A 23726-nucleotide genomic window follows, 5' to 3' on the forward strand; every position below is an offset into this window, starting at 1 on the left:
CTGGGTTTGGGATAATTCTACCAACCACCCCCCTTGACCCGATTCATCGCGGGTACTTTTTCCCGCCCGGGGCCCAAATGTCCCCCACCGTCGCTCTAACACATTGAATCTCCGCATCGTACTTTCCGAAAATCGATTCCGATTTTCGGGTCGGTGCGGTAGAGAAAGGCAGAATCGGGAGCATGCCATGGCCGAAGCCACCTACGACAGCAACAATATCTTCGCGAAAATCCTGCGCGGTGAAATCCCATCGCACTGCGTCTATGAAGATGACGCGGTTGTCGCCTTCATGGATGTAATGCCGCAAGGGCCGGGTCATACGCTGGTTGTGCCGAAAGCGCCGTCGCGCAACCTGCTTGACGCGGATCCGGCAACGTTCGGCCCACTCTTCACAATTGTTCAGAAGGTTGCGGTGGCGGCGAAAGAGGCCTTCGATGCCGATGGCGTCACAGTCATGCAGTTCAACGAGCCCGCTTCGGGCCAGACCGTCTATCACCTCCATGTGCATGTCATTCCACGCTTCGAGGGCACCCCCTTGAAGCCGCATAGCGGTCAGATGGAGAAGCCGGAAGTGCTGGCTGAGAACGCGGGCAAAATACGAACGGCGCTGGGAAACTGAATCCGGGACATATCGCCTCCGGGTCTAGCTCTCCATCCAACAAAAAAGCCCCGTTGCCGGGGCTTTTTTGCTTTCAGACCGTCAACCCTTGCGGGGCAGTTGCGGCACCAGGCTGCGCTTGCTGCCATCCTTGCCCTTGGGCTCCGGCTTCTGCGCGATCGCCTTTTTCGCGACGGGCTTCTTGACCGCAGCTTTCTTGGGCTTCGGCGAGTCGTCCGGTTCTTCCTTCTTCGGCTTGACCGGCGCCTCGTCGGCGAGAGACTCGAGCTTCAGGCCGGTCTCGCCGGTCTCCTTCCTCTCGACGGTGACGCGCACCGTACCGCCCTTCTTGAGCTTGCCGAACAGCACCTCGTCGGCCAACGGCTTCTTGATGTGCTCCTGGATAACCCGGCCGAGCGGCCGAGCACCCATGCGCTCGTCATAGCCCTTCTCGGCCAGCCAGGCGATCGCCTCTTGCGACAGGTCGAAGGTGACGCCACGCTCTGAGAGCTGGGCCTCGAGCTGCATGACGAACTTCTGCACCACCTGGTGGATGACCGGAACCGGCAGCGAGCCGAAGGGGATGATCGCATCGAGACGATTGCGGAACTCCGGCGTGAACAGCCGGTTGATCGCCTCGACATCGTCCCCTTCGCGCTTGGTCGAGCCGAAACCGATCGCCGCGCGCTGCGCATCCGAGGCGCCCGCATTGGTGGTCATGATCAGGATGACGTTGCGGAAGTCGATCTGCTTGCCGTTGTGGTCGGTCAGCTTGCCATGGTCCATGACCTGCAACAGGATGTTGAACAGGTCCGGATGCGCCTTCTCGACCTCGTCCAGCAGCAGCACGCAATGCGGATGCTGGTCGACGCCGTCGGTCAACAGGCCGCCCTGGTCGAAGCCGACATAGCCGGGGGGCGCGCCGATCAGCCGCGAGACGGTGTGGCGTTCCATATATTCCGACATGTCGAAGCGGATCAGCTCGACACCGAGCGAGGCGGCGAGCTGCTTTGCCACTTCGGTCTTGCCGACGCCCGTCGGTCCCGAGAACAGATAGGAGCCGATCGGCTTCTCCGGCTCGCGCAGGCCGGCCCGCGCCAGCTTGATCGCCGAGGTCAACGCCGTGATCGCGGTATCCTGACCGTAGACGACGCGCTTCAGCTCGACGTCGAGACCGGCCAGCACCTTCTCGTCGTCGGCGGAAACCGTCTTCGGCGGAATGCGGGCGATGGTGGCGATCGTCGCTTCGATCTCCTTGATGCCAATGGTCTTCTTGCGCTTGGCCTCTGGCACCAGCATTTGCGAGGCGCCGGTCTCGTCGATCACGTCGATCGCCTTGTCCGGCAGCTTGCGGTCGTTGATATAGCGGGCCGACAGTTCGACCGAAGCCTTGATCGCCTCAGCCGTGTAGCGAACCTTGTGGAACTCCTCGAAATAGGGCTTCAGGCCCTTCATGATCTCGATGGCGTCCTCAATGGTCGGCTCATTGACGTCGATCTTCTGGAAGCGCCGCACCAACGCGCGATCCTTCTCGAAGAACTGGCGGAACTCCTTGTAGGTGGTCGAGCCGATGCAACGGATCGTTCCGGACGACAGCGCCGGCTTCAACAGATTCGACGCATCCATGGCGCCGCCCGACGTCGCCCCTGCCCCGATCACGGTATGGATCTCGTCGATGAACAGAACAGCGCCCGGATAATCCTCGAGTTCCTTGACGACCTGCTTCAGCCGCTCCTCGAAATCGCCGCGGTAGCGTGTGCCGGCCAGCAATGTCCCCATGTCGAGGGCGAAGATGGTGGCGTTATGCAGCACTTCGGGCACGTCGCCCTCCACGATGCGCTTGGCAAGGCCTTCGGCGATCGCCGTCTTGCCGACGCCGGGATCACCGACATAGAGCGGATTGTTCTTGGAGCGGCGGCACAGCACCTGAATGGTGCGGTTGATCTCGGACTCGCGGCCGATCAGCGGATCGATCTTGCCGGCCTTGGCCTTGTTATTCAGATTGACGCAATAGGCGGTCAGCGCGTCCTGCTGCTGCTTTTTCTTGCCGCCGTCCTCTTGCGGCTCGGCACCGCTCTGGCCGCCCTGCTCGTCGTCGGCGCCGCGCGGCGACCGGGTTTCGGATGCGCCGGGACGCTTGGCGATGCCGTGCGAGATGTAGTTGACCGCATCGTAGCGGGTCATCTGCTGTTCCTGCAGGAAATAGGCGGCATGGCTCTCGCGCTCGGCGAAGATGGCAACGAGCACGTTGGCGCCGGAGACCTCCTCGCGGCCGGACGACTGCACATGGATCACCGCGCGCTGGATGACGCGCTGGAATCCGGCCGTCGGCTTGGAATCCTCATCGTAGCCGGTGACGAGATTGTCGAGTTCGGTGTCGATATAGGTGAGAACCGTGTGCTTCAGCTCGTCGAGATCGACGTTGCAGGCGCGCATGACCGCGGCCGCCTCGGTGTCGTCGATGAGCGCGAGCAGCAAATGTTCAAGGGTTGCGTATTCGTGGTGCCGCTCATTAGCGAGCGTCAGCGCCTGGTGAAGCGCCTTTTCCAGGCCTTGGGAGAAAGCCGGCATGTTACCTCACTTCTTCTCCATCACGCATTGCAGCGGATGCTGATTCTGTCGGGCGAAATCCATGACCTGAGACACTTTGGTCTCGGCCACCTCGAATGTATAGACCCCGCACTCGCCCACTCCATGATTGTGAACATGTAGCATGATGCGTGTGGCGGCTTCGCGGTCCTTCTGGAAAAAACGCTCCAGCACGTGAACCACGAACTCCATGGGCGTGTAGTCGTCGTTGAGAATGAGGACCCGATAAAGGCTAGGCTTCTTGGTCTTGGTTTTGGTGCGCGTGATCACAGCCGTGCCGCGACCGGCCTCGTTGCCGTCGCCGCCGTTTTGCATACGCACCACATCCCTTGTGGCAGTCAAACCTGTAGTCACGTAGTCCTGCCTTTTCGAAATCCCCATGCGAGCTCGACATGTAGGTGTTCGATGGACGATTTTAAGCCCTTCTGTTTAGCTGACAATATGGCTAGGTGGCCAAACTTGACCGATTTTCGAAATCGTGAAGCCAGCAGAGCCCACTGATTTCAAATTGCCACGAAAAAACCCGGCCGCGCGTTCGCGACCGGGTCTGTCCTGCAGGCCCGAGGGCCATCTTTACGTCTTATAGCGAAATTATTTCGCTTTTGCGACGATTGATTCGAACGGCTTGTAGGCCTCTTTGGCGAGTTCGGCATAGAGATCGCCGATCTTGGTGGCTTCGGAAACGAAAGATTCGTAGGACTGCTTGGCAAAGTCGGACTGGATCTCGATCGCCTTCTCCAGCGACTTGGCTGACAGAAGCTTCTCGGCTGCTGCGCTGCCGGCTTCGAAGCTTTTCTTGGTGTACTCGCCCGCCTCGGTGGCGATGGCCTGCGCACTTTTGGAAAAGGATGCGAAGCTCTTCAATCCGGTATCGGCAAATTCCTTGCCGTATTTGCTGAAATCTTCATAGGTCTGGGTCATTTCACGCATTCCTTGACGGTTGCCATTGAACAGGCCCTGTCCGGGCCGCTTGTGCAATGCAAGCAATGTATTGTGCAGCGCACAAAAAGTCAATGTTTTGCCGGATGCGGCCCCGACACAACGGCCCGTCATACCCGCAGGGTAGCCGACCCAGCGCATCGGTAATGGCTAAAATTCGAATAAACAAAAGCTCAAGCCCGAAGAAAATGGTGAACGGAGCGGTTACCATAAACGGATTGGTAACGCTGGCCGCGATAGCGTGGCTTGGAGTGGGGCAGGACCTTTGCCGCCTCCAACGCAACAAAAATTCAAAGGAACCATCGGTGCGTCAGGCGTTGTCGGGCATTTTTTCCAAATCCGCGTCCTCTTTGAAAACGGTCATAATCCTCGCCTTGGCGATGACATTCGTCGTTGCCGACGCTACTTCGTCCATGGCGGCCAGGTCGGCGGCCATCGTCATCGATGCCAAGACCGGCAAGGTGCTTTATTCCTCGAATGCCGATGGCCGGCGCTATCCCGCCTCGCTCACCAAGATGATGACGCTTTACCTGGCCTTCGAGGCCATGGCGAAGGGCAAGATCAGCAAGAACTCCCGGGTCGTCTTCTCGGCCAATGCTGCTGCAGAACCGCCGACGAAACTCGGTGTCAGGCCGGGCGGCGCGATCACGGTCGAAACAGCGATCCTATCGATGGTGACCAAGTCGGCAAACGACTCTGCAACGGCGCTCGGCGAACTCCTCGGCGGCAATGAAACCAATTTCGCCCAGATGATGACAGCCAAGGCGCGGGCGCTGGGCATGAAGGGGACCGTTTTTCGCAACGCCCACGGATTGCCAAATCCCGGCCAGTTCACGACCGCGCGCGACATGGCGGTGCTCGGCATCGCGCTGCGGGAGCATTTTCCTCAATATTACGGTTATTTCTCGCAGCGTTCCTTTCTCTACGGCCGCAAGCGCATCAACGGCCATAATCGCTTGCTTGGGCGCATCAAGGGCGTCGACGGCATCAAGACGGGCTACACTCGGGCCTCGGGCTACAATCTCGTCTCGTCGGTCGACGACGGCGACCGCCGCATCGTCGCGGTGGTAATAGGCGGCAAGTCCGGCGGCAGCCGCGACAACCAGATGGCCGAATTGATCAACACCTACATGCCGAAGGCGTCGTCGCGCGGCAGCGGCATGCTGATCGCCAAGGCAAGCGGCGGCAATCCGATCACCGCGCTGGCAAAGGTGTTCCTGCCCAAGCGCGATGCGCCGACGCCGGACAGCAGGCCGGACGACGACGTCATTGCCTCCCTTGTTGAGGAAACCGAACCCGGCGTTGAGGAAACCGAGCCCGACGTTGAAGAAATCACCCCCGTCGTCCAGACCACGCCCGTCTCTCGGGCCAAAAAAATCACCACAGTGGCCGCAGCCTCGGCGGACGACGTAGCGACCGCACGGGTCGCAGCAGCCTACGCCGAACCGGCGGCAGCGGTCGACCCCGTCAACACGGCATCGGTGCCGTCCGGCTGGGCAGTTCAGGTCGCCTCCTCGCCAAAACAGTCCGAAGCCCAGGCGCTCCTGGACGAGACGAGCAAGCAGGCGCCTTCGGTCCTGGCCGATGCTGCGGGCTTCACCGTCCCCTTCGAAAAGGACGGCGTCACCTATTACCGCGCCCGGTTCGGCTTTGATTCCAAGACTGCCGCCTGGAAGGCCTGCAACGCCCTGAAGAAAAAGAAAATCGAGTGCTACGCCGTCCAGCAGTAGCGGCGTGGCGATGATCTCCCGGAAAATTCTGCGTCGAAGGAGACTAGTTGTGATTGGAGAGCAAGACGTCCTTGGCTTCGTTGATCCGCGCCGCCAGAAACGACGTGCCGCCGATATCGGGGTGCAGGCGCTGCATCAGGCGGCGGTGCGCCTTGCGGACATCCGCCGCGGCGGCCCCCGCTTCAAGACCAAGGACCTTGTAGGCCTCCTCCTTAGTCATGGCGCCCGAACCTGGCGAAACACCCAGCCCTTCGCCACCATTCGCCTCAGCGTCTTTGCGCCAGATGGGAAACCTGCCGTCAAGATACGTCTCTAGCAGCTGGCGGCTCTCCGGGTCGCCGGGCAGTTCGCGGTAAAGCTGCTGCAATTCCGCAAGGCTCATCGTGCCTAGCATCTTGCCTTCATGCCGGCCGGCGAGCACGAGCCCCTCCAGACTGCCGGTATCGTGATCAAGCTCCATTTCGAGTGCCGCGGTGCGCACCGTCGAACGCTTGCCAGGCTCGAGTTTCGCCGTCGGCCGCTTCATCCGCATGGACCCATACCAGGCGAGCGCCATCGACAGGATCAGCCCGCCGATGCCTTCGCGACCGACCAGAAGCACTGCGACGCCGACCAGTCCCAGCAGGACGGGCCCAAGCGTCCTCATCGCGCCTGCTAATCTCGCGGGATCGGCACGGAGAAAGATCGTGAGCACGCCGAGCAGCACCAGAAGCAATGCCACGAATGCGATAATCGCGCCCATTATTTCCTGCCACCCCGCAGATTTTCGATCATCAGCCGGTCTTCCGGCCTGCCCCTGGCCTCGAGTGCCTTCAGCCCGCCGGTCGCAAACACCGCGACCGCCGAAAGCAGGTTGGCCAAGGTTGTGGCGGCCCGTCGATCAAAGCGGAACCAAGCTCCTCTGGACAGCCGCGCAATTTCCTTGAACGCCTTCTCCGCACCGGAATCATGGCCCTCCTGAAAGACAAAGACAGGAACGCCATGCAGGCCGAGGCTGCCGGCCTTTTCAGCTAGGTCATCTATGTTTTCTTCCATCGCATCGCCGATATAGACCAATGCGTTGACCTTGGTCGCCGCCGTCTGTTTGAGCGTATGGGCGAGCACCTTGCCGATCTGAGTGTGGCCGCTGCGGCATTCGATCCGGGTCATCAGCTGCTTCAGGGCGCCGGTATCGGTGACGAAAGCGGATGAGCGGCACTCGCCAAGACCACGAAAATAGACGAGTTGCACGCTGAGCGCCCCGGCCCTGCCAACGGCGTCGAACATCTCGCCCTGCAACGCGCAGGCGAGATCCCATGTTGGCTGGCGGCTCATCGTCGCGTCGAGTGAAAGGATCAGCCTCCCAGAACCGGTCGCGGATGAAGCGAGTGTTCTGGCCTGACGGATAAAGGCATCGATCTCGCCTGTGCTCGATTGGGACTCGATCGGCGCAGGATTGTCCTTTGCAGGCACGGGCTGCTGCTTCTTGTCGCTCATGATATTCAAGATGTGGCGTTGTCGCACAGCTTGCAAGCCCAGCACGAGGCGACCTTGAGGGCCAGCGATCCCGGCAGCTTTGAAATCTTTGGCTCTCTCAGAGAAGGCCGAGATCGGCAAGCTCGCGCCTAAGCTTCGGCGGCATCTCGACCAATCCCGCTTTGCCCTTGCCGAGATCGGCCGGTGCGTCCGAGGGTTTCAGGTAGCGCCAGCCCTGAAAGGCACGGCGCGGCTGCCAGTCGGTGCGCACGATCGCGGGATCGAGGATCAGGTGACAGCGGCCGATGCCCTCGTCATCGGTGAAAGGACGGATCTCCGTGATCAACTGGCGACATTGCACACTGCCCTTGATCACCCAGTAGAGGGAACCACCATCAGTAACCTCGACGCCGCGCGTCGGCATCATGCGGGTGGTGTGATAATGCTCGACCGGTTCACCGGCGCGCCGCCGTTCGTCGAGGCGGAAGGCGATCCACTCTTCGAGATCTTCGACACTGTCGCAACCGACACAGAGCTTTATGAGATTGAGAGACATGGATTAAGGTTTAGTCCGGCGCACGAAGGCGTCAACGGGCTGGTCGACTTTCTCCACAGTGCCAGTCTCCGCAGTGCCCGTCTCCAAAGTGGCAAGGTTGGCTCAGCACTCCACGATATTGACGGCCAGCCCGCCGAGGCTGGTTTCCTTGTATTTCTCGTTCATGTCGAGGCCGGTCTGGCGCATGGTCTCGATCGCAGCATCGAGCGGCACGAAGTGAACGCCGTCGCCCTTGATGGCCAGCGAAGCGGCAGTCACAGCCTTGACGGCGCCGAGCGCATTGCGCTCGATACAGGGCACCTGCACCAGCCCGCCGACCGGATCGCAGGTCATGCCGAGATGATGTTCGAGCGCGATCTCGGCGGCGTTCTCGACCTGCTCGGGCGTGCCGCCCATGACGGCGCACAGTCCCGCCGCCGCCATAGCCGAGGCCGAACCGACCTCGCCCTGACAGCCGACCTCGGCGCCTGAGATCGAAGCATTGGTCTTGATGATGCCGCCGATTGCCGCCGCAGTCAGCAGGAAATCGCGGATGCTTGGCTGGTCGGCTTCGGGATGGAAATGCAGCCAGTAGCGCAGCACCGCGGGCAGCGTGCCCGCAGCACCATTGGTCGGCGCGGTTACGACGCGCCCGCCGGCGGCGTTCTCCTCGTTTACCGCCATGGCATAGATCGACAACCAGTCGTTGGCTAGCAGCGGATTGGGCCGGTTCTGCCGCCACTGCTCCTGCAGCTTGTCATGCAATTGCCGCGCGCGGCGGCGCACCTTCAGTCCGCCCGGCATGATACCGTCCTGCGACAGTCCACGCTCGATGCAGCTCTTCATGGCGCTCCAGATGTCGTCGAGGCCGGCATCGAGCTTCTCGCGCGACATCTGCGTCTCTTCGTTGACGCGCTTCATATCGGCGATTGAAAGGCCGCTCTTTGCCGCCATCGACAGCATTTCGACGGCATTCTTGAAGGGGTATGGCACCTTCTTGCCTTCCGTCGTCACCGAGCCCTTCACCTTCATCCGCTGCAGTTCCTCCTCGGAAACTACAAAGCCGCCGCCGATCGAATAGTAGATGCGTTTGAGCAGCAGGCGATCGTCGGCATCATAGGCGGAGAAAGCCATGCCATTGGCGTGGCCGGAAAGCGGCGTCTTGCGGTCCAGCACCAGATCGGTTGCCGGGTCGAAGCGATAGGAGGGATGGCCGGGGGGCGAAATCCGCTTGTCGGCGGCGATACGATCGAAGATGCCGTTCGCCTGATCGGGATCCACCTTTTGCGGCGTCTGGCCGGCAAGGCCGAGCACGACGGCGCGATCGGAACCATGGCCGATGCCGGTATAGGCGAGCGAGCCGTGCAAGCTGGCGGCTATGCGGTCGACCTTGGCGCCGGCCGGGCGTGGCCAGTCATCTCCCGCGACCTCGTCGAGAAAACGCCGCGCAGCCGTCATCGGTCCCATCGTGTGCGAACTCGATGGCCCAATGCCGATCTTGAACAGGTCGAAAACCGAAAGGAACACGCGCCACTCTCTCCTATTGGAATTACATATAGGAATTCCCATGATGTTTCCGCTCTTTCGAAGATCGCGGCGCTGCACCTGCCGACCTTGTTTGCTCCGGCAGCGACATCGTGCGTCCTGCCATCGAAGCGACGCCGCGGCTTGTGGTAAAAGGGTTGCATGGGCGATTCCTTCCATCTATCGACGGCTGATCTCGCGGCGCTGGCTTTCTTCCTTGTCGTGTGGGTGCTTCATACGCTCGCCTCCGACGGAAAGCTGGTCAGCCGCATATCGCTGACAATGGCGATGAACACCCAGCGTGAAGCCTGGATGCGGACCATGGCCGAACGCGAGATCCGCATTGTCGACACCGCCATCATGGCAGGTCTTCAGCAGGGAACCGCCTTCTTCGCCTCCAGTTCGCTGATTGCGATCGGCGGCTGTTTCGCCCTGCTCGGCGCCTCCGATCAGGTTGTTTCGGTGCTGAGTAACCTGCCGCTCGGCGCGACATCGTCCCGCTCCGCCTTTCAGATGAAAGTGTTCGGATTGGTGCTGATCCTGGCCTATTCCTTTTTCAAGTTCGGCTGGGCCTACCGGCTGTTCAACTACTGCTCGATCCTGATCGGCGCGGTGCCGATCCCGTATGGCGAGGCTTCACGCAACCCGGCTAGCGAGACGGCGGTATGGCGGGCGGCGCGGATGAACATGCTGGCCGGAAAGCACTTCAACTCCGGCCTGCGCGGCGTTTTCTTCTCGATCGGCTATCTCGGCTGGTTCGTCGACCCGCTGGTGTTCGTACTGTCGACGCTGCTCTTGCTGGCGGTTCTGGTGCGTCGCCAGTTCTTCTCGGCGGCGCGGCAAGCCGTGATCGGTCAGCCACCCGAGCCAGTATCCGGTCCGGGGAAAAGCCGATCGATGCGGCCCGACAGCCAGTAGGCGGCGAGCCCTATCCATTCACGCACCGCCGTCGTGGTGGTCTGGAGCGAACCAAAGGGATCGTCGCGGAACAGGCCGAAGCCTTCCTTGCCGGAGGTGCGGTAATCGACCGGCCAGGGAACGGTCGCAAAGCCGGCCTTGCCGAACAGCGCCTTGGCGCGCGGCATGTGAAAGGCCGAGGTCACCAGAAGCCAGGTCTCGCCTGGTTTCGGGGTGACCAGTTCCCGGCTGAAGACGGCGTTCTCGTAGGTGTTGCGGGATTTGTTCTCGAGAATCAGCCGATCGGTCGTCACGCCGAACGCAGTGAGCAGACGTGGCGCCGACACTGCATCGCCCTCGCCTTCGCCGATCATTGCGATGGTGCCGCCTGAGATAACGACTTTGGCCGCCGGGAAACGCCGTGCCAGCACGGCCGCTTCCACCATTCGATCGCCGCTGGCGTTCAGTTCATAGCCGGCACGCACGAAATTGATGGCCCCCTCCATGCCGCCACCCAGCACGATGATGCCGTCAACCCTTTCCGGCAGCGGCGGTCGCGGAAAGCGCTCTTCCAAGGGGCTGAGCATCATTGCGCCAAGTGAGGTCCAGGCCGAGAGCCCGAGGATCAGGAAGGCGAGCATGCTGGCGGTGGCCGCCAGTTGCCGCCAGCCAACCATTGCCGCAAGCAGTCCGGCCAACAGCAGGATAATCGACAGATTCAGAGGCTGGACGAGGAGCCAGAATACCTTGGAAAGATAGTAGAACATCCCTCACCCCTCAGATGGGAGACGACACTACCACCACTTTTCCGGTTGGAACGTACCCGCCGCCTGTTCGATGACATGGGCGGTCTGGAACAGAGTTTCCTCGTCGAAAGGCCGGCCGATGAGTTGCAGGCCGAGCGGCAGGCCCTTGGCGTCAAGCCCCGCGGGCACGGCGATGCCCGGCAGTCCGGCCATGTTCACCGTCACCGTGAAGATGTCGTTGAGATACATCTTGACCGGGTCGGCGGCCATGTCCTCGTCGGCGATGCCGAAGGCCGCCGACGGCGTCGCCGGTGTCAGAATGACGTCGACGCCAGCCGCGAACGTATTCTCGAAATCCCGCTTGATGAGGTTCCGAACCTTCTGCGCCTGCAGATAGTAGGCATCGTAGTAGCCGGCGGAGAGGACATAGGTGCCGATCATGATGCGGCGCTTGACCTCGCGGCCGAAGCCGGCGGCGCGGGTCTTCTCGTACATGTCGACGATGTCCTTACCCGGCACGCGCAACCCGTAGCGGACGCCGTCATAGCGGGCGAGGTTCGACGAGGCTTCGGCGGGCGCAACGATATAATAGGCCGGCAGTGCATATTTGGTATGCGGAAGCGAAATGTCGACGATCTCGGCCCCGGCATCTTTCAGCCAGGCAATGCCCTTCTGCCACAGCGCCTCGATCTCCTCAGGCATGCCGTCAACGCGGTATTCCCTGGGAATGCCGACCTTCATACCCTTGACCGGCTTGCCGATCGCGGCCTCGTAGTCCGGCACTGGCCGGTCAACCGAGGTGGTGTCCTTCGGATCGACCGAGGCCATGGATTTCAAGAGGATCGCGGCGTCACGCACATCGCGCGCGATCGGTCCAGCCTGGTCGAGCGACGAGGCGAAGGCGACGATGCCCCAGCGCGAGCAGCGGCCGTAGGTCGGCTTGATGCCGACCGTGCCGGTAAAGGCGGCTGGCTGCCGGATCGAGCCGCCGGTGTCGGTGGCAGTGGCGCCGGCACAGAGAAACGCGGAAACCGCTGAAGCCGAGCCGCCCGACGAGCCGCCCGGCACAAGCTGGGCGTTGTCCAGCGTGCGCGCGGTCCTGGTGCCGCCGGCCGAGACGAAGCCGCCATCGCCCTGATGCGTGGTCGGCATCACCACCGTGTCCACGCGCGAACGCCGCCACGGATTGACGACGGGGCCGTAGTAGGAGGTCTCGTTTGACGAGCCCATGGCGAACTCATCCATGTTGAGCTTGCCGAGCATGACGGCGCCATCGGCCCACAGATTGGCGGTGACGGTCGATTCGTAGTGCGGCTTGAAACCATCCAGAACATGGCTGCAGGCCTGGGTGTGAATGCCTTCGGTGCCGAACAGGTCCTTGATGCCGAGCGGAATGCCTTCGAGCGAACCGCCCTCGCCCTTCGCCAATTTCGCGTCCGAGGCCTTGGCCATATCGCGCGCCTTGTCGTCGGTAACGACGACATACGCGTTGAGCACCGGATTGGCTCCTTCAATCGCCTGGAGATAGGCTTCGGTGATCTCGGTTGCGGTGATTTCCTTGGCGCGCAGCTTGGCGCGGGCCTGCGAAATCGTCAGGTGGGTCAGGTCGCTCATCAGGCAAGGCTCTTTCGTAAAACACCGACCACTCGGTATCAGGATAGTCCAGCACCGGGCCGCAGCGCGAAAACCCGGCGCGTTCATAGACGGTCCATGCAGCCGGATGGCGGTCGCCCGTCTCCAGCACCAGACGCTGCAGCCCTTCATTGCGCGCCAGCGCCTCAATCCGTTCGACGATCGTGGCGCCGATCTTCCGCCCGCGATGCGAAGGCCGCGTGTACATGCGCTTGACCTCGCCGACGGCGCCGTCGTGGCGTTTCAGCGCGCCGCAGCCGATAGCAAGGCCGGTATCGCGAGCGATAAAGACCGTTGTGTCGTTGTCGGCCATCTGCTCGACGGTCATGTGGTAGCAGTGCTCCGGCGGCGTCAATTCAAGCAGCGTGTCGTTGAGCTCCTCAACCAGCCAGCGCACATCGTCCTGCAGCGGCGTTTCGATGGCGACCTCGATTGCCATCGGCCCGCTACTCCACGACCTTCGGAACGAGGAAGAAATTCTCTTCGGTGGCCGGCGCGTTGGCGACGATGTCGGCCGCCTTGCTGCCGTCGGTGACGAGGTCCTGGCGCTTCTTCATCTCCATCGGAATCACCGATGTCATCGGCTCGACGCCGGAAACGTCGACCTCATTCAACTGCTCGACAAAGCCAAGAATGGCATTCAACTCGCCGGTCATGCGCTCGGCATCTTCCTCGCTCACCGCAATGCGGGCGAGACGCGCGACGCGCTTCACAGTCTTGACATCAACGGACATATTTATTTGTGCCTCGGGATAACCAGTCCGCGCTATAGCGGCGCGGCGCGTGGCGCGCAACATGCATCGTTATGCGCGGCGCGTCGTCCTTGGCCGCGATTCGGCTATGGCAGCACTGTCGCGGAGAAACTACCTGCCGCCGTAGCGGCCCCTGCAACCCCTGCAAGGTCATCCTCTACAAAGTGATCGTCCCGCCAATCTCCGGCAACGCCACTTTCACACCCGATCCGTCCAGCCCGGCCACGAACTTGTCGGCGCTCTGGTCGATCATCGGAAATGTGCCGAAATGAGCGGGAATGACCGTCTCGAACTGAAAGAAGCGTCGGCAGGCAAGGGCTGCCACCGCGCCACCCATGGTGAAGCGGTCGCCGACCGGTACGATACCGATCTTCGGTTCATGCAGCTCGTTGATCAGCGCCATGTCGGAAAAGATGTCTGTGTCGCCCATGTGGTAGAGCGTCTTGTCCTCGGGGAAGTGCAGGACGAGCCCGCCCGGATTGCCGAGATAGGTGTTCTGCCCGCCCTCGCCCGGAAAGGACGATGAATGCAAAGCCTGGACGAAAGTGGTGGTGAAGCCGCCGCAATCGACGGTGCCGCCGATATTGCCGGGATTGATCTTCTTGTCGCTGACGCCCTTGCCGACCAGATACATGCAGATCTCGAAATTGGCGACCAGCATCGCGCCGCTTTTCCCAAGCACTTCGACCGCGCCGCTGATGTGGTCGCTATGGCCATGCGTCAGCAACACGTGCGTGACCCCTTCGGCCGGCCCTTCCCAGCCGCCTGTCCATGACGGATTGCCGACCAGATAAGGGTCGATAAGGATCGTCGCGCCTTCGGTTTCGATGCGGAATGCCGAATGTCCGTACCAGGTCAGTTTCATCAATGCTTCCTCGATTTTTGCTGCGGTAGAGGATAGAACACCGACGGCGAAATTAAAGGTCCAACGGCAATGGTTTGCGCGTATAGGACGTGCGGCATCGTGGTCAAAGGAAAAGCCGTTGAGCATCATCACCATCGAAGAGTTGCCGGCGCGACTTAGCGGCGGCAAGACGCTGGCCGGCCTCGACCTCGGAGACAAGACAATTGGCGTGGCGGTTTCCGACCGGAGCTTTGCCTTCGCCCATCCGCGCCTGGTCATCATGCGCAGGAAATTTTCGCTGGATGCCGCAGAACTGCTCGCTTTGCTGCAGAAAGAGAATGTCGGGGCGGTGGTGCTCGGCCTGCCGATCAACATGGACGGGTCGGAAGGCGCGCGCGCCCAGAAATCCCGCGCTTTCGTCCGCAACATGGCAGGTTTGAGCGACCTGCCCTTCGTCTTGTGGGACGAGCGACTGTCGACGGTGGCGGCCGAGCGGACATTGATCGAGATGGATTTTTCGCGCCGCAAACGCGCCGGCAAGATCGATTCCGCCGCGGCGGCCTTTATTCTGCAGGGCGTTCTCGACCGGCTTCAGGCGCTCGGCGTTGATGCCTGGTCGAAATAGCGGTCCCGCATCGTCCTCAACCAGCCGCCGATCACCCGGCGGCGGCGAAACGCCCAAAACGCTACGAGCAGCAGACTGTCGAGGATGCAGGCCCTTGCCACCATGCCGGGTATGACCGCCGGATCGATGCCAAGCATCTCCCCATAGAGCTGGAAGACGAGGTCATGCAATGGGCGGCTCAGCATGACATAGCCAAAATTGATGTTGTTGAGCGACAGGAAGAACCAGCCCCAGAACAGAACGAGTGGGGTCGCCCACAGGGCGAACAAAGTGCGCATCAGCGGCCATCCCTGAAGTTTGTGTCGGGCCTGAAGTTCGTGTCGGGCCTGAAGTCGGGCCTGAAATTCGTGTCCGGCCTCAAGTTCGTGTCGGGCCGGCCGGAAATACGCGAGAGCGACGAGTTGTGCGCGGCGGCCTTCGCCATCACATGCGCGGCGGCACGGATTTCGCCGGTGTCCGAAACCGCTGCGGCAAAGGCCGATCGCCGCTCTGCGAGTATGGCGACATAGGAGGCCAGCAGTGCCGCCAGTTGTACCGCGACGGCCATGAACAGCCCGTTGATGCCTTGCGCGGCGCCGCCGACCACGATCAGCGACAGCACCCCGGAGGCGGAGATGAAGGCGACCCGCACGACGCTGCCTTTGCCGTCCGGATCCGTCGGGTCGCTGATCAGAGTCTCGACAAAGGCCCAGCAAAACAGCACTGCGACGACGAGCAGCGCGACGGCAAGCGGTGCCACGACGGCAGCGTTTTCGAGGTCTACGAAGCGGGTGTTCTGGGCGGCAACGCCGAGCACAGCCAACGCTGCCGCGATGCCGCGATTGCCGTCGATGCAGATCAACGCCAGCAGGGCGAAAACGACCGCCCAGTGCAAGGCCAGAAAGGAGCTCAACATGTACCGCATGGCGTTCCTGCTTCGGTAAACAGGACAGTGGGCTTTGCGGCTTGCCACCGCAATGGAAACCATTTGTTAAGGTTAACGGTCATCCACAGCGGCGCGATGGATGGCGAGAACTCTTCGCCGAAATCTCTTCTCAGGTGACCGGCGGATACAGCGTGTCGATGATCATGCGCGCGTCATGGCGCGAATCGAGCATGCCGTAGGTGTTGCGCCACTGGCCGGCGAGGCGTGTCTCGACAAAGGCGTCGGCGATCCGCCCTGCCCCCAGCCGGCGCAGCTCCGCCGCCGCCGCCGACAGCGCCAGTTGCTCGGTGAGCAGACGGGCCGAACCCTCATCGGTTGCCGCGACCTGCATTGCTGCCTTGAGCACACCGATCGTGCCGCGTCCGCCGGCGCCGAGATCGCGGTCGATGCCGGCCAGCACATCCTCGAACAGGCCGGGTGCACGCCCCAGCACACGCAGCACGTCGAGTGCCATCACATTGCCGGACCCCTCCCAGATCGCGTTGACCGGAGCTTCGCGATAGTAGCGGGCGAGCGGTCCCTCCTCGACATAGCCATTGCCGCCGAGACACTCCATCGCTTCGTAGAGCAACGGCGGTGCTATCTTGCAGACCCAGTATTTGACGACGGGCGTCATGGCGCGGGCAAACGCCGCCTCACCACGGTCGCTGGCCGCCTCGTCGAAGGAGCGCGCCAACCGAAATGACAGCGCGGTGGCGGCAGCGACGTCGAGCGCCATGTCGGCCAGCACGCGCTGCATCAGCGGCTGTTCGATCAGATTGGTTCCAAACACCTGGCGGTGGCGGGCGTGGTGGACGGCCTCGGCCAGCCCGGCACGCATGATCGCCGACGAGGCGATCGCGCAATCGAGCCGGGTCAGCGTCACCATGTCCATGATCGTCTTCACACCCGCCCCGGGCTCGCCGATCATCTCGCCGATGGCGTTGACGAACTCCACCTCGGACGATGCGTTGGAGCGGTTGCCGAGCTTGTCCTTCAGCCGCTGGAAGCGGAAGCCATTGCTCGAACCATCGCCGAGAATGCGGGGGACGAGAAAGCACGAAAGCCCTTCCGGCGCCTGTCCGAGCACCAGGAACGCATCCGACATCGGCGCCGACATGAACCATTTATGGCCGGTCAGCCGATAGAAACCGCTGCCGACGCGCTCGGCGCGGGTGACATTGGCGCGCACATCGGTGCCGCCCTGCTTCTCGGTCATGCCCATGCCGAGCGTCAGCCCGGTCTTTTCGACCGGCGGCTTCTGGCTCTGGTCGTATTTTCGCGTCGTTACCCTAGGCGCCCATTCGCGAAACAGTTTTGGGTTGGCCATCAGCGCTGCCAGCGACGCGCTGGTCATGGTGATGGGACAGAGATGCCCGGTTTCGAGCTCGGCCGTCAGATAGAAACGGGTGGCGCGCACCTGATGACGGCGGCCGATTTCGGTATCGCCATTTTCCCAGACCGAGGAGTGCAGCCCGTTCGCCACCGACCGGCGCATCAGCGCATGATAGGCCGGATGGAATTCGACCAGGTCGATGCGCCGGCCCTGCCGGTCATGGGTCTTGAGCTTCGGCGTCTCGACATTGGCGAGGCGGGCCAGTTCTTGCGCCTCCGGCGTCAGCACGAAGCGACCAAGCCCATCGAGATCCCTGCGCACCGGATCCGAAAAACGCTCGGCAAGTTGGATCAGCAACGGATCGCCCCGCCAGGCGTTGCCGCCTGCCAGCGGAGGTGGCTGGTTCGTCACGTCGTCGGTCACGCCCAATCCTTCTATCGGCAGAAAGGCCTTATCATCACAAGGCCACGAATCCGAAGCCATCAGCTAGATATAGCCCAAGCCACGCAAGCCGCGCGACGAAAATACCGGGGAGAAAGGCGGCAATCCAAAGCTGGTGCTTGCAGCCAAAGGTCCTCCACCCTATAGCAGCGCCTTGAGATGACCGACGCTTCGTCCCTGCCACTTTATCCCCACCGCCATCTTTTGGGCATCCGCGATCTTTCCCCCGCCGACATCGAGCTTTTGCTGGACCGGGCGGATCGGGCGGTCGCGATCTCGCGGCAGTCGGAGAAGAAAACCTCGACGCTGCGCGGCCGCACCCAGATCAACCTCTTCTACGAAGCCTCGACCCGCACGCAATCGTCGTTCGAGCTGGCTGGAAAGCGGCTCGGCGCCGACGTCATGAACATGTCGGTGGCCAGTTCTTCGGTCAAGAAGGGCGAGACGCTGATCGACACCGCGATGACGCTGAACGCCATGCGTCCCGACATATTGATCATCCGTCACCAGTCCGCGGGCGCTGCGGCTCTGCTGGCGCAAAAGGTCGGCTGCTCGGTGATCAATGCCGGCGACGGCGCCCATGAGCACCCGACGCAGGCGCTGCTCGACGCGCTGACTATCCGCCGCGCCAGGGGCCCGCTGTCGAAGCTGATCGTGGCGATCTGCGGCGACATCCTGCATTCGCGGGTAGCCCGCTCCAATATCATGCTGCTCAACGCGCTCGGCGCGCAGGTCCGCGTGGTTGCGCCGTCGACGCTTCTGCCCGCCGGCATCGAGAAAATGGGCGTGATCGTCACCCGTTCGATGGCCGAAGGGCTCAAGGATGCGGATGTGGTGATGATGCTGCGCCTGCAGCGCGAGCGGATGGAAGGCGCCTTCGTGCCATCGGTGCGCGAATATTTCCGCTATTTCGGGCTCGACGCCGAAAAGCTAAAGGCGGCCAAGGACGGCGCGCTGGTCATGCATCCCGGCCCGATGAACCGCGGCGTCGAGATTGCCTCGGAAATCGCCGACGGTCCGCAGAGCGTCATCCAGGAACAGGTGGAGATGGGTGTCGCCGTGCGTATGGCGGTGATGGAAGCGCTGCTCGATCCCCGCCGCAATCGCGAGGGTGCCTGATGAGCGCAACGGTCTTCAGCCGAGCCCGCATCATCGACCCGTCGCGCGGCATCGACGAGGTCGGCACGGTCATTGTCGAGGGCCGCAAGATTATCGCCGCCGGCAAGGCGGCCTTGAACCAGGGCGCTCCGCAAGGTGCTGCCGTCATCGACTGCGCCGGCAAGGCGGTTATCCCCGGCCTGATCGATGCGCGCGTCTTCATCGGCGAACCGGGCGGCGAACACCGCGAAACCATCGCTTCGGCCAGCGTGGCGGCCGCCGCCGGCGGCGTTACTTCGATCGTCATGATGCCCGACACCGATCCGGTGATCGACAATGTCGCGCTGGTCGAATTCGTGCTGCGTACCGCCAAGGATACGGCCATCGTCAATATCTTTCCGGCGGCGGCGGTCACCAAGGGTCTCGAAGGCCGCGAAATGACCGAGTTCGGCCTGCTGCGCGAAGCCGGCGCGGTCGCCTTCACCGAGGGTCGGCACACCATATCAAGCGCGTTGGTGATGCGCCGCGCGCTGACCTATGCGCGCGATTTCGGCGGTGTAATCGCGCATGAAACCCAAGACGCCGACCTCGCCTCCTCAGGCGTCATGAATGAAGGCCTCTATGCAAGCTGGCTCGGCCTTGCCGGGATTCCGCGCGAAGCCGAGTCCATCCCGCTGGAGCGCGACCTTGCGCTGGCGCGGCTGACCGGCGGCGCCTATCACGCGGCCAAGATCTCGACGACCATGGCGGCAAACGCGGTAACGCGGGCGAAAGCTGACGGCGCGAATGTCACGTCGGGCGTGTCGATCCACAATCTGTCGCTCAACGAGAACGATGTCGGGGAGTACCGCACCTTCTTCCGGCTGACGCCGCCGCTGCGCGCCGAGGAAGACCGGCTGGCGATGATCGAGGCGGTCAAGGACGGCACGATCGACATCATCGTCTCCTCGCACGACCCGCAGGACGTCGACACCAAGCGCCTGCCCTTCGCCGACGCTGCGGCCGGCGCCATCGGGCTGGAAACGCTGCTGGGCGCGGCGTTGCGGCTCTATCACAATGGCGATGTGACGCTGCTTCGATTGGTCGAGACCTTATCCACTGCGCCGGCAAGATTGTTCGGCCTGCCGGGCGGCACGCTGAAGCCGGGTGCGCCGGCCGATCTTGCGCTTGTCGATCTGGACGAACCATGGATCGTCAGCGAAAGCGGCATCCGTTCGCGCTCGAAAAACACCTGTTTCGAAGGCGCGCGGCTGCAGGGCAAGGTCTTGCAAACGATGGTGGCGGGCCGCACAGTGTTTTCAGCCTAGGGCATATCTGGGGGAACAATGGCTTACGGCATCGTCTTGGCGCTGGTGTTCGGCTATCTGCTCGGCTCGATCCCGTTCGGGCTCCTGATCACCCGAGCCGCCGGCCTTGGCGACGTCCGCAACATCGGCTCAGGCAATATCGGCGCCACCAATGTGCTGCGCACCGGCAACAAGGGCCTGGCCGCCGCCACGCTGTTACTCGACGCGCTGAAAGGCACGGCGGCCGTGCTGATCGCCAGTCGCTTTGCACCGGAGCTCGGGCTCTGGGCCGGCCTCGGCGCTTTCCTCGGCCATCTCTTTCCGGTCTGGCTCGGCTTCAAGGGCGGCAAGGGTGTCGCCACCTATCTTGGCGTGCTGATTGCGTTGGCCTGGCAGGTGGCGCTGATCTTCGCCGTCGTCTGGCTGGCCGTTGCTTTCCTCTATCGCTTCTCCTCGTTGGCCGCGCTGATCGCTGCAGTCGTCGTGCCGATCGCACTCTATGTCCTCAGCACGCCTGAGATTGCCGGGCTGTTCGCGCTGATGAGCCTGATCGTCATCGTAAAACACCGGGCCAATATTGCGCGGCTGCTGGCCGGCACCGAGGGCAAGATCGGGGCCAAGGAGTGAGCCAGCGCGCCGCCGGGCCGCGGCTCAGCGACCGGCAGCGGCTGAGCTGGCTTCGCTTGATCCGCACGCCGAATGTCGGCCCGGCCACCTTTCGTGACCTGATCAACCGCTTTGGCTCGGCAGAGACGGCGCTCGAGATGCTGCCCGAGCTGATGATTTCGGGCGGCGCCAGGAAGATCGTCCGCATCCCGTCGATTGCCGAGGCCGAGACGGAGCTGGAGGCGGCCCGCCGGGCCGGCGCCCGCTTTGTCGGCATTGGCGAGGCCGACTATCCGCCGCTGATGAAAAGCATGGACCATCCGCCGCCGCTGCTCGCGATCAAGGGCGAAGGCTCGGTGTTCCGGCTGCCGGCGGTTGCCATCGTCGGCGCCCGCAACGCCTCGCTGGCCGGCATCAAGATGGCGCGAACGCTCGCCGCCGAACTCGGCCGCAACGGCTACGGCATCGTCTCCGGCCTGGCGCGCGGCATCGACACGGCAGCACATCAAGGCAGCCTTGCGTCAGGCACGATCGGGGTGCTGGCCGGCGGCCTCGACCTGCCCTACCCGCCCGAGAATGCCGGCCTGTGCGAGGAGATTGCCGAGCGCGGCGGCGCCATCATTTCGGAGATGCCATTCGGCTGGCAGCCGCGCGCCCAAGACTTTCCGCGCCGCAACCGCCTTGTCGCCGGTGCAGCATTGGGGCTGGTCGTGGTCGAGGCGGCGCAACGCTCCGGCTCGCTGATCAGCGCCAGGCTTGCCGGCGAGATGGGCCGGTTGGTCTTCGCCGTCCCCGGCTCGCCGCTCGATCCGCGCGCCGCCGGCACCAACGCTCTGCTCAAGGACGGCGCCACCCTGGTCACCGAGGCATCGGACATTACCAGTGCGATCGCCCCGCTGGTCGGCGCACTGGCACCAAAAACGGCTCCGCTTGGCGAGCCGCCCGACTTTTCGGCAACGCCGCCACCCGGCGAGGACGACCGCGCCCGCGTCGTCGAAGCCCTCGGCCCGACACCCGTAGCGATCGACGAGATCATCCGCCACACCGGCCTGCATCCGGCCCAGGTTTTCATGGTGCTGCTTGAACTGGATCTCGCCGGCCGGCTGGAGCGACATGCAGGCGGCAATGTCTCGCTGGTGTGATCGAAGTTTTCTGGATGTCTCAGCACGAGATTCTTGTGAGAACCCGCCCCGATGCTCGCCTCATTCGCCTGTTGCCGGTCGCGTCTGACGTGGCAGTGATCCCATGACCAATAGGCAAAAGCGGGCGCTGTTCACTCGTGCGACCGCTCTTCTTTGGGCGGGGCTGAGCGTTGTGCTCGCCCTGCAATGGTCTAGGGATCTTAGCATGCTGGGTTTTCCGGATGGGTATATATCGCCCTTCGCTAGAGCGACCAGAACCCTTCTGAGCACCCTGACAGCAGCCTGTATGGCCCAAGGTCTCTACTTCTTCTTGACGGGGTTGTTCGGCAAGAAGACGGGAGCCCTCAATCTTTGCCTGCAAATCCTGGTTGCCGCGATTCTTACAGTGGCGCCAGTGCTCGTTGTAAAGGTTGTCCACGTTCTCAGCTATGCAGCATGGCCTATGAGGCGCTGACTGAGACAATGATGGATGGCACGGGCGGCTAAGAGATGCCGCTCTGTTATCGTCTTCGGGCGGGCAGCCATCTGACGCCCGAACAGGGGCGCAGTGGGGCTTTTGCAGTCGCACAGGTTCTGGCTTCGCTCCATCGGACAAGTACTTGAATTTTCGATGAAACAATGGTGAGCGCGCAGGGATTCGAACCCTGGACCTACTGATTAAAAGTCAGTTGCTCTACCGGCTGAGCTACGCGCTCCCGCGGGCTCAGAATGCCGCCCTCGAAATTGCGCGGAACATAGGGAGAGTGTCTCGACCGGTCAACCGGAAAAAGAGGCTGTGCAAGCCGGAGTTTTCGCGATCTCGTGACGCCTCGTAAACCGCTTCGGCAAGGCCGAACTTGCTGCCCCGCAGAAAGCCGAGACGCATTACAAATCAGCGCCTTGCGATTTTCGCGGGAACAATTGCGCAGCCTGCCCGTTTTTGTCGCTACAAGGGACGACGCTTTCAAGGAGAAGATCATGAACAGGATCATGTCGGGCCTGCTGGCGACCGCGCTGTCAGCGTCATTCGCTGTAGCGGAGATCGTGCCCGTCAACGCCCAGCCCACCTACGTGCCGCTTGGTCAGAACGTCTCGTCGGATGTCCAGACTGTCGACCACAGGCGGTGGAGGCGTAGTTTCAACCGCGATCGCGATTTTTCCCGCCGCGATTTTCGTCGTTTCTCGCGTGACGATGGCAGGTATTGGCGCGGCCATCGCGGCTACCGCAGTTATCGTCGCGGCTATCGCCGTCACGGCGACTATTGGTTCCCGCTGGCTGCTTTCGCCACTGGCGCGCTGATCACCGGTGCGATCGTCAACAACCAGAGCCGCCGCGTCTATCGAGGCGATTCGCACACGGAGTGGTGCTACAACCGCTATAGATCCTACCGGGCTTATGACAACACGTACCAGCCTTACAACGGCCCGCGCCGGCAGTGCTATTCGCCGTATTGACGGCTTCAGTCAGTTACAGGATCGTAGAGAGCCCGTGCCTCAATTGGCACGGGCTCTGCTTTGATATCCCGGCAGAAGCTAGGGGCACTGCGGAGGGAACCCGGATCAGCCAGCCCAGTTAATGCTCTTGATCGTCAGGTAAAGGCCTCCGCCTTCACCACGCGGAGAACGGTAGGCGCCAAGGGCGCTGCCAATTCGAACCATTGCCCCGGTCAAATCCCAACCGAGCGCTTCCAGGTCGTTGTCCGTATCGATCACATAAGCCTGAGCCAGTTCATCGATCTTGTTCGATTCTCCAAAGGAACGAACCAGCTTTGCATCTTTGAGAAGCTCGCCAGGCAGGTTTGAATTTGCCCAAGCCCAAAGCCAGTTGCTGGCCTTGACGCTGGTGGAGCCGGCAATCTGGATTTCGGCAATGACCTTAATGACCTCTTCCTCGGAGAAAAGGAGTCTTCCAGTCGTCAGGTCGTAGTCATAGCGCGACCAACTGCCGAGGCGGAAATCTTTCTGCAGGCGGTCGTTCTTAGCGTTCAGCTCCTCGAAGGCTTCTTCGCGCCAAGCCGCATACGAGTCTGGATTCATTGCCCCTCGTCCCAGCACGATTTGCCACCGC

Annotated in this window: 25 protein-coding genes, 1 tRNA gene and 2 pseudogenes; 10 read left to right on the plus strand and 18 right to left on the minus strand. The window is 62.4% G+C overall.

Features of this window, described 5'->3' with window-relative positions:
- The first annotated feature begins 187 nt into the window (after positions 1–187).
- Positions 188–619: an HIT family protein gene (locus tag NKH73_RS18560; RefSeq protein WP_352934504.1), complete on the plus strand. Its 432-nt coding sequence runs from the start codon at positions 188–190 to the stop codon at positions 617–619.
- Between the two features lie 81 nt (positions 620–700).
- Here NKH73_RS18560 and clpA read toward each other — a convergent pair whose 3' ends face one another.
- From clpA to NKH73_RS18580, 4 genes are all read right to left on the minus strand, one after another.
- The gene (clpA, locus tag NKH73_RS18565) at positions 701–3169 is read right to left on the minus strand and encodes an ATP-dependent Clp protease ATP-binding subunit ClpA (RefSeq protein WP_352934506.1); all 2469 of its coding nucleotides are present in this window, start codon (positions 3167–3169) and stop codon (positions 701–703) included.
- 6 nt (positions 3170–3175) lie between these two features.
- Positions 3176–3502, minus strand: coding sequence for an ATP-dependent Clp protease adapter ClpS (clpS, locus tag NKH73_RS18570; protein ID WP_189501641.1), 327 nt, complete (start codon positions 3500–3502; stop codon positions 3176–3178).
- Positions 3503–3778: 276 nt separating this feature from the next.
- A complete protein-coding gene (locus NKH73_RS18575) occupies positions 3779–4108 on the minus strand; it encodes a phasin family protein (RefSeq protein ID WP_352935106.1) in 330 nt (109 codons plus the stop codon).
- A gap of 328 nt (positions 4109–4436) precedes the next feature.
- Positions 4437–4562, minus strand: a complete 126-nt coding sequence (locus tag NKH73_RS18580; RefSeq protein ID WP_352934508.1) for a hypothetical protein — start codon at positions 4560–4562, stop codon at positions 4437–4439.
- On the opposite strand from NKH73_RS18580, the pseudogene NKH73_RS32585 reads away from it, so the two are divergent.
- Positions 4540–5148 (plus strand): annotated as a pseudogene (locus tag NKH73_RS32585) (D-alanyl-D-alanine carboxypeptidase family protein); the annotation flags it as partial. The gene NKH73_RS18580 and the pseudogene NKH73_RS32585 sit on opposite strands and share 23 nt — an antisense overlap.
- A 138-nt stretch (positions 5149–5286) precedes the next feature.
- Positions 5287–5856, plus strand: a complete 570-nt coding sequence (locus NKH73_RS32590; protein ID WP_502893944.1) for an SPOR domain-containing protein — start codon at positions 5287–5289, stop codon at positions 5854–5856.
- A 43-nt stretch (positions 5857–5899) separates the two neighbouring features.
- Here NKH73_RS32590 and NKH73_RS18590 read toward each other — a convergent pair whose 3' ends face one another.
- The 4 genes from NKH73_RS18590 to NKH73_RS18605 form a co-directional block, all read right to left on the minus strand.
- Positions 5900–6598: a DnaJ domain-containing protein gene (locus NKH73_RS18590; protein ID WP_352934512.1), complete on the minus strand. Its 699-nt coding sequence runs from the start codon at positions 6596–6598 to the stop codon at positions 5900–5902.
- Entirely contained in the window at positions 6598–7332 is a 735-nt protein-coding gene (locus NKH73_RS18595) for a VWA domain-containing protein (protein WP_352934514.1), read from the minus strand. Before NKH73_RS18595 ends, NKH73_RS18590 begins: the two co-directional genes overlap by 1 nt.
- 97 nt (positions 7333–7429) lie before the next feature.
- Complete coding sequence (locus NKH73_RS18600; protein WP_352934516.1) at positions 7430–7867, minus strand: DUF1489 family protein; 438 nt, start codon at positions 7865–7867, stop codon at positions 7430–7432.
- A 102-nt stretch (positions 7868–7969) separates the two neighbouring features.
- Positions 7970–9373: an L-serine ammonia-lyase gene (locus tag NKH73_RS18605; RefSeq protein ID WP_352934519.1), complete on the minus strand. Its 1404-nt coding sequence runs from the start codon at positions 9371–9373 to the stop codon at positions 7970–7972.
- A gap of 159 nt (positions 9374–9532) precedes the next feature.
- Between NKH73_RS18605 and NKH73_RS18610 the strand changes: the two genes are divergently transcribed.
- Positions 9533–10288: a DUF599 domain-containing protein gene (locus tag NKH73_RS18610; RefSeq protein ID WP_352934521.1), complete on the plus strand. Its 756-nt coding sequence runs from the start codon at positions 9533–9535 to the stop codon at positions 10286–10288.
- Here the strand turns inward: NKH73_RS18610 and NKH73_RS18615 are convergent.
- The 5 genes and pseudogenes from NKH73_RS18615 to NKH73_RS18635 form a co-directional block, all read right to left on the minus strand.
- Complete coding sequence (locus tag NKH73_RS18615; RefSeq protein WP_352934524.1) at positions 10225–11034, minus strand: YdcF family protein; 810 nt, start codon at positions 11032–11034, stop codon at positions 10225–10227. The two genes, NKH73_RS18610 and NKH73_RS18615, sit on opposite strands and share 64 nt — an antisense overlap.
- Before the next feature lie 27 nt (positions 11035–11061).
- Positions 11062–12627 (minus strand): amidase, encoded by a 1566-nt coding sequence (locus tag NKH73_RS18620; protein WP_352934528.1) that lies wholly within the window; start codon positions 12625–12627, stop codon positions 11062–11064.
- A 4-nt stretch (positions 12628–12631) separates the two neighbouring features.
- A pseudogene (locus NKH73_RS18625) lies at positions 12632–13084 on the minus strand (GNAT family N-acetyltransferase); the annotation flags it as partial.
- A gap of 7 nt (positions 13085–13091) precedes the next feature.
- Positions 13092–13379: an Asp-tRNA(Asn)/Glu-tRNA(Gln) amidotransferase subunit GatC gene (gene gatC / locus NKH73_RS18630; protein ID WP_352934530.1), complete on the minus strand. Its 288-nt coding sequence runs from the start codon at positions 13377–13379 to the stop codon at positions 13092–13094.
- A 175-nt stretch (positions 13380–13554) separates the two neighbouring features.
- Complete coding sequence (locus NKH73_RS18635) at positions 13555–14262, minus strand: metal-dependent hydrolase (protein WP_352934532.1); 708 nt, start codon at positions 14260–14262, stop codon at positions 13555–13557.
- A 118-nt stretch (positions 14263–14380) separates the two neighbouring features.
- Between NKH73_RS18635 and ruvX the strand changes: the two genes are divergently transcribed.
- A complete protein-coding gene (gene ruvX / locus NKH73_RS18640) occupies positions 14381–14866 on the plus strand; it encodes a Holliday junction resolvase RuvX (RefSeq protein WP_352934534.1) in 486 nt (161 codons plus the stop codon).
- Here the strand turns inward: ruvX and NKH73_RS18645 are convergent.
- The 3 genes from NKH73_RS18645 to NKH73_RS18655 all read right to left on the minus strand — a co-directional run bounded on the left by NKH73_RS18645 (position 14833) and on the right by NKH73_RS18655 (position 17529).
- Positions 14833–15144, minus strand: coding sequence for a DUF6105 family protein (locus tag NKH73_RS18645; RefSeq protein WP_352934536.1), 312 nt, complete (start codon positions 15142–15144; stop codon positions 14833–14835). The genes ruvX and NKH73_RS18645 overlap by 34 nt on opposite strands.
- Positions 15144–15770: a hypothetical protein gene (locus NKH73_RS18650; RefSeq protein WP_352934538.1), complete on the minus strand. Its 627-nt coding sequence runs from the start codon at positions 15768–15770 to the stop codon at positions 15144–15146. Before NKH73_RS18650 ends, NKH73_RS18645 begins: the two co-directional genes overlap by 1 nt.
- Positions 15771–15900: 130 nt before the next feature.
- Positions 15901–17529, minus strand: a complete 1629-nt coding sequence (locus NKH73_RS18655) for a DNA alkylation response protein (protein WP_352934540.1) — start codon at positions 17527–17529, stop codon at positions 15901–15903.
- Positions 17530–17706: 177 nt separating this feature from the next.
- Here NKH73_RS18655 and NKH73_RS18660 point away from each other — a divergent pair, with 177 nt between their 5' ends.
- From NKH73_RS18660 to dprA, 4 genes are read left to right on the plus strand one after another with little or no spacing between them, the layout of a single operon-like run.
- The gene (locus NKH73_RS18660) at positions 17707–18666 is read left to right on the plus strand and encodes an aspartate carbamoyltransferase catalytic subunit (protein ID WP_352934543.1); all 960 of its coding nucleotides are present in this window, start codon (positions 17707–17709) and stop codon (positions 18664–18666) included.
- Positions 18666–19952 carry a dihydroorotase gene (locus tag NKH73_RS18665; RefSeq protein ID WP_352934545.1) on the plus strand — a complete coding sequence of 429 codons (1287 nt, stop codon included), beginning with the start codon at positions 18666–18668 and terminating at the stop codon, positions 19950–19952. The genes NKH73_RS18660 and NKH73_RS18665 overlap by 1 nt, the downstream gene beginning before the upstream one ends.
- An 18-nt stretch (positions 19953–19970) precedes the next feature.
- Positions 19971–20558, plus strand: a complete 588-nt coding sequence (gene plsY, locus NKH73_RS18670; protein ID WP_352934547.1) for a glycerol-3-phosphate 1-O-acyltransferase PlsY — start codon at positions 19971–19973, stop codon at positions 20556–20558.
- Complete coding sequence (gene dprA, locus NKH73_RS18675; protein ID WP_352934550.1) at positions 20555–21679, plus strand: DNA-processing protein DprA; 1125 nt, start codon at positions 20555–20557, stop codon at positions 21677–21679. The genes plsY and dprA overlap by 4 nt, the downstream gene beginning before the upstream one ends.
- Positions 21680–22298: 619 nt before the next feature.
- On the opposite strand, the gene NKH73_RS18680 is transcribed toward dprA, so the two are convergent.
- Positions 22299–22374, minus strand: a tRNA-Lys gene (locus NKH73_RS18680).
- A 262-nt stretch (positions 22375–22636) separates the two neighbouring features.
- Between NKH73_RS18680 and NKH73_RS18685 the strand changes: the two genes are divergently transcribed.
- Entirely contained in the window at positions 22637–23113 is a 477-nt protein-coding gene (locus NKH73_RS18685) for a BA14K family protein (protein ID WP_352934552.1), read from the plus strand.
- 105 nt (positions 23114–23218) lie between these two features.
- On the opposite strand, the gene NKH73_RS18690 is transcribed toward NKH73_RS18685, so the two are convergent.
- Complete coding sequence (locus tag NKH73_RS18690; RefSeq protein WP_352934554.1) at positions 23219–23695, minus strand: DUF6882 domain-containing protein; 477 nt, start codon at positions 23693–23695, stop codon at positions 23219–23221.
- Between the last annotated feature and the right edge of the window lie 31 nt (positions 23696–23726).

It is taken from the genome of Mesorhizobium sp. M0938, from assembly GCF_040319125.1.
In the GTDB taxonomy this organism is placed as follows: domain Bacteria; phylum Pseudomonadota; class Alphaproteobacteria; order Rhizobiales; family Rhizobiaceae; genus Mesorhizobium; species Mesorhizobium robiniae.